This window comes from Bartonella sp. TT29SHDZB (assembly GCF_042193395.1).
In the GTDB taxonomy this organism is placed as follows: Bacteria; Pseudomonadota; Alphaproteobacteria; order Rhizobiales; family Rhizobiaceae; genus Bartonella.
On record NZ_JBHILQ010000041.1, the window covers coordinates 1 to 5,032 of the forward strand.

The window sequence follows — 5,032 nt, forward strand, 5'->3', positions numbered from 1 at the left end:
TATCGAGCGCTGTTTTGGCTTCTTGCGCGTTAGAATATCGTCTAATTCCCCATTTTTATAGGCCTGTGCAAAAAAAAAGCAGGCGATCATCCGATGTCATTGTTTTATAATCTGCAAATTCTGGCACAGATAGTTTTGGGGTAGATCTATCACTCCTTAAAGCCTCCATATCACCAAGTAATGCTTGTGCAACGGCAGAATGATTAGTAGCTTCCTCGCACAACTTTTTTTCAATATCCTGTGCTTGCGCCCATGCAATCACTCTATTTAGAGCGTCCTTAATATGGCTTTCGGAAAGATCCGGAGCTTTAACATTAAAATCCTCCTTCGCGTAAAACAGCACATCTCCATATTTACGCTGTGATTTTTCACCTCTAGAATATTCCCAGCCAAGACAATAAGCAGCGGTGGTGAGATCAGCCGAAAGCAAAAACTCTTTGCCACTCTCTCCATAATTTTTTACACCATACCCAATACCGACAATGCGATCGGGAAGATGATAATGCGCAAAAGTATCCCCCACGTTATCACGATAAGGCTCCCAGCCCAGTCTTTTTAAAATCTCTGTGACATCTTTAGTTTGCATCATGACTCACTTATCAACCAATTGTGCAACATCATCTAAGGTATAGGTTTTCATAGATGATCCTCAAAACTTGCGTTATAAACGCTCCATATTTCCTCTATCAATTTCACCTCTTCCATAGTTTTTTCCAAAAACTCTTGTAAAAAGGGATAGGTTGCGGAGTGGGAGTATTCTCAATCTTTTCAATCGGTTGGTCACCATCAGGTATCTCAACTCCCGCGTGTACTTTAATTCTTTTGCATAGGAATTCATAAAAATTACTTGCGTAATATTCGCAATCTTCAGATGGAAGCATGACATAAAGTGGGCATTCACCATCCCGAAACTGCGTATAATCAAAATAAAAGGTTTCACCAAAATCTGTTCTGCTAACGAAAAGCTGCTCTGGTGTCACAAAACCACGTTCTCTATTGAGTAAGTTTCGGTAAACAATATCACCAGCAGGAATACCTTCCCCACACTCCTTATAAAGACTAAAGATTTCATCACCACCAATTTCTCCTCCTCCATATTTTTTTAAAAAAACTTTGTAAGAGGATGTGAATTGTAAACCGAGAGTTTTCTCCGCCTTTTCAATCTGTAGATCATCCGTTTCATTCTCTTCATCATCTTCACTACCAAAATTAATAATCTCATCATCATATTCATTCACTTTATCAATTAATACTGCAACATCAGCTAAAGTATAAGTTTTCATGGATGAACCTCAAAACGTCCGTGATAAACGCTCCATATTTCCTCTATCAATTTCACCTCTTCCATAGTTTTTTCCAAAAGCTCTTGTAGAAAGGGATAGGTTGCGGAGTGGGAGTGTGCTCAATCTTTTCAATCGGTTGATCACCATCAGGTATCTCAGCTCCCACGCTTTCTTTAATTCTTTTGCAAAGGAATTCATAAAAATTACTTGCGTAATATTCGCAATCTTCAGATGGAAGCATGACATAGAGTGGGCATTCACCATCCCTAAACTGCGTATAATCAAAATAAAAGGTTTCACCAAAATCTGTTCTACTTACGATAAGCTGTTCTGGTGTCGCAAAACCCCTTTTTCTATTATTTAAGTTGCGGAAAACAATATCACCAGCAGCAATACCTATTCCACAATCCCTATAAACGCTACAGATTTCATAACCTCCAATTTCTCCTCCTTTATAATTTTTTAAAAAACTCTTATAAGAAGATGTGAATTGTAAACCGAGAGCTTTCTCCGCCTTTTCAATCAGTAGATCATCAACTGCATTTTCTGCAGTACCCAAATTGATAATCTCATCATCATATTTATTCACTTTATCAATTAATACTGCAACATCAGCTAAGGTATAGGTTTTCATGGATGAACCTCAAAACGTGCGTTATAAACGCTCCATATTTCCTCTATCAATTTCACCTCTTCCATAGTTTTTTCCAAAAACTCTTGTAAAAAGGTATAGGTTGCGGAGTGGGAGTGTTCTCAGTCTTTTCAATCGGTTGGTCACCATCAAGTATCTCTTCTCCCGCGTGTACTTTAATTCTTTTGCAAAGGAATTCATAAAAATTGCTAGCGTAATATTCGCAATCTTCAGATGGAAGCCTGATATAGAGTGGGCATTCACCATCCCGAAACTGCGTATAATCAAAATAAAAGGTTTCACCAAAATCAGCGTAACACACGACAAGCTGTTCTGATGTTGCAAAACCACGTTTTCTAGCATTTAAGTTTTTGAAAACAATATCACCACCAGGGATATCTGCTCCACACTCCTTATAAAGGCTAAAGATTTCTTCACCCCCTATTTCTCCTCCTACATATTTTTTTAAAAAACTCTTATAAGACGATGTGAATTGCAAACCGAGAGCTTTCTCCTCCTTTTCAATCCGTAGATCATTAGCCGCATTTTCTTCGGTACGAAAATTGATAATATCATTATATTTATCAACTAATTCTACAACATCATCTAAGGTATAGGTTTTCATAGATGATCCTCAAAACGTGCGTTATAAACGCTCCATATTTCCTCTATCAATTTCACCTCTTCCATAGTTTTTTCCAAAAACTCTTGTAAAAAGGGATAGGTTGCGGAGTGGGAGTATTCTCAATCTTTTCAATCGGTTGGTCACCATCAGGTATCTCAACTCCCGCGTGTACTTTAATTCTTTTGCATAGGAATTCATAAAAATTACTGGCGTAATATTCGGACTCCTCATCCGCAAACATGACATAGAGTGGGCATTCACCATCCCGAAACTGCGTATAATCAAAGTAAAAGGTTTCATCAAGATCATAACTCACAACGAGCTGTTCTGGTGTCGTAAAACCACGTTTTCTATCATTTAAGTTTTGGAAAACAACGTCATTAACAGAAACACCTATAGGATGCTCATAAAGACTATAGATTTCTTCACCACTAATGTCCCCACCTTTATAATGTTTCAAAAAACTCTTGTAAGAGGATGTGAATTGTAAACCAAGAGCTTTCTCAGCCCTTTCAATTACAAGATCATCAACTGCATCATCTTCAGTACGAAAATGGATAATCTCATCATCATATTTATTCACTTTATCAATTAATATTACAACATCATCTAAGGTATAGGTTTTCATCAATTATTTCTCCAAATTTCTTTTTTCTCTTTTCATCAATCGTAGAGCATTACTGCCGATGCTCCTGTCCCCATCTGTCAAAATCTATCCCTATGATACCCCATTTCATATCAATTATTTCTCCTAAATTACTGTTTTTTTGTTCCCTATACCCTTTAGCACGTTCCTTCCAATATTCCTCTCTCCACTTATCAAACTTTTTTCTCTCTATAAGTGATTGATGTTTTTGAGGATTATTATGAATCACAGAAGTATATTTTTTATGAGATTCATGACTCATTTCTGCTATGGGTCCCTCATGCGTTTGCTTTAGGTGATGCAACTCAACAGACTTATTATCAAATCCTATAGGTGCTCTTCCTGTTTCCATTCTCTCAATATTGGTGCCCCACACCGTTTTTCCTTTTTCTTCCCAATCAGAAATTCTGTTAGGATCAAACAAATCGTCTCTCTGATAGGCTTTGTTAGTCTGTCCAAATTTGCTATCGGTAAATTTAGTGGGTTTCTTTTTTAACCAAAGCTTTTTTTCTTTAGCAGCAAGTTTGGTCAGTTCTTTCCTCGCCGCAAATTTGTCAGGATCTCCTTGAGTTGCAAGTTCTGCAAGATTTTTCTTGGAAGCGAATTGGGCAAAATCTTTCATAGCATTGAACTTGATCACTGTCTTTTCGCCAAGCTTTATGGCTCCCTTGGCTGTTCCAGCTCCTCCCAAAAACAGCGTTGCTACTTCAGTCAATAATTTTCCAAATTCAAGACCAGCATTAAAGGAACCACCGGCACCGGCTCGCTCATATTCCTCCTCCATTTTATTAATGCGATCTACATAGGGCTGTGCAAAGGCATGCCCAAGGGTAGCCAAAACCTTATCACTGGTGAAGAAATCTTTGAGCGCTTTCAAAATCTCTTTGGAATTTTTGGCTATTTGCAAAAAACCATCAACCGTATCGTATATTTCAGCCGGGACACCAGCTACCATACCTGCCGCAAAGCTTATATCTTGCCCTGTACTAATCGCAGTCCACTTCGCAGACACTTCTGCTGCACATAAAAAGTCAGGACACTCCTTTAATTCTTTCTCCATCTGAGCTTGTTGCGCACTGCTGAGGTAGTTATTTGCAGCGGCATTACCAGCGGCATCAGCGCCGGCATCAACATTGCCACCGGCAAGGGCAGCGGCAACGCCCCCGGCAGCCCGTGCAACATCAATGGTGTGGTCTCTAAAGTCAGCAAACTGCGCATCAATCTTTGCGTTTATACGCGCTTGCTCTTCCGGAGTTGGGGTGCGACCGTTTAGATCCCCCATTTCCTCTTTCACAATGCCTTGCACCCATAATTGAAACTGGAGCATAGCAGTGGCTTCACCCACAGCCCCCCCCCACAGCACCGGCCGTGCAAGCACCACTCGCAACAGCGCCTTTTAAACAGCCAAGACCGGCGTGGGCAACGATTTGTGTGACCGTATCTATTTTGCCTTCAGCCTTGGCGGTACCGATTTCTTCCGCCAACGATTTGCCAACCGTATCAGACAGGGCGATGCGCAGGTTGTTAAAAAAGTTCTTGTCAAGAGAGCCACCCTCAAGAGCCGTTTGAACGCCTGTGCCAATAGCGGCTTTGATCAGGTTCTTTTTCGCTTCAAGGGCGATACGATCGACAAAAGGAGCGGTTTTTGGCAAAGATTGTCCAACACCAGCCATTTCGGTTAGTTGGCTGGTTAAGCCTGCTGTCAACATCGACGAGACAATGCTGAGAATATTCTTTGAAGAGCCAAGCTCATGCAAGGCACCGGCAATATTGCCGCGATTATTGACAAGAGCCACAGCGCTTTTGTTAATCAGCGCTTGGACACCTGCCTGTATCGCTGCATTCAT

The 5,032-nt window shown here is 40.3% G+C and carries 4 protein-coding genes and 2 pseudogenes; all 6 read right to left on the reverse strand.

Annotation, left to right across the window (positions count from 1 at the left end):
- A pseudogene (locus tag ACFIJJ_RS08925) lies at positions 1 to 586 on the reverse strand (DUF6990 domain-containing protein); the annotation flags it as partial.
- 106 nt (positions 587 to 692) lie between these two features.
- Complete coding sequence (locus tag ACFIJJ_RS08930; RefSeq protein ID WP_375646695.1) at positions 693 to 1,283, reverse strand: SMI1/KNR4 family protein; 591 nt, start codon at positions 1,281 to 1,283, stop codon at positions 693 to 695.
- Between the two features lie 52 nt (positions 1,284 to 1,335).
- Positions 1,336 to 1,917 carry an SMI1/KNR4 family protein gene (locus ACFIJJ_RS08935; RefSeq protein WP_273791575.1) on the reverse strand — a complete coding sequence of 194 codons (582 nt, stop codon included), beginning with the start codon at positions 1,915 to 1,917 and terminating at the stop codon, positions 1,336 to 1,338.
- A 52-nt stretch (positions 1,918 to 1,969) separates the two neighbouring features.
- Positions 1,970 to 2,539, reverse strand: a complete 570-nt coding sequence (locus ACFIJJ_RS08940) for an SMI1/KNR4 family protein (protein WP_375646697.1) — start codon at positions 2,537 to 2,539, stop codon at positions 1,970 to 1,972.
- Between the two features lie 52 nt (positions 2,540 to 2,591).
- Positions 2,592 to 3,167, reverse strand: a complete 576-nt coding sequence (locus ACFIJJ_RS08945; RefSeq protein WP_375646698.1) for an SMI1/KNR4 family protein — start codon at positions 3,165 to 3,167, stop codon at positions 2,592 to 2,594.
- 49 nt (positions 3,168 to 3,216) lie between these two features.
- Positions 3,217 to 5,032: pseudogene (locus tag ACFIJJ_RS08950) on the reverse strand (DUF637 domain-containing protein); the annotation flags it as partial.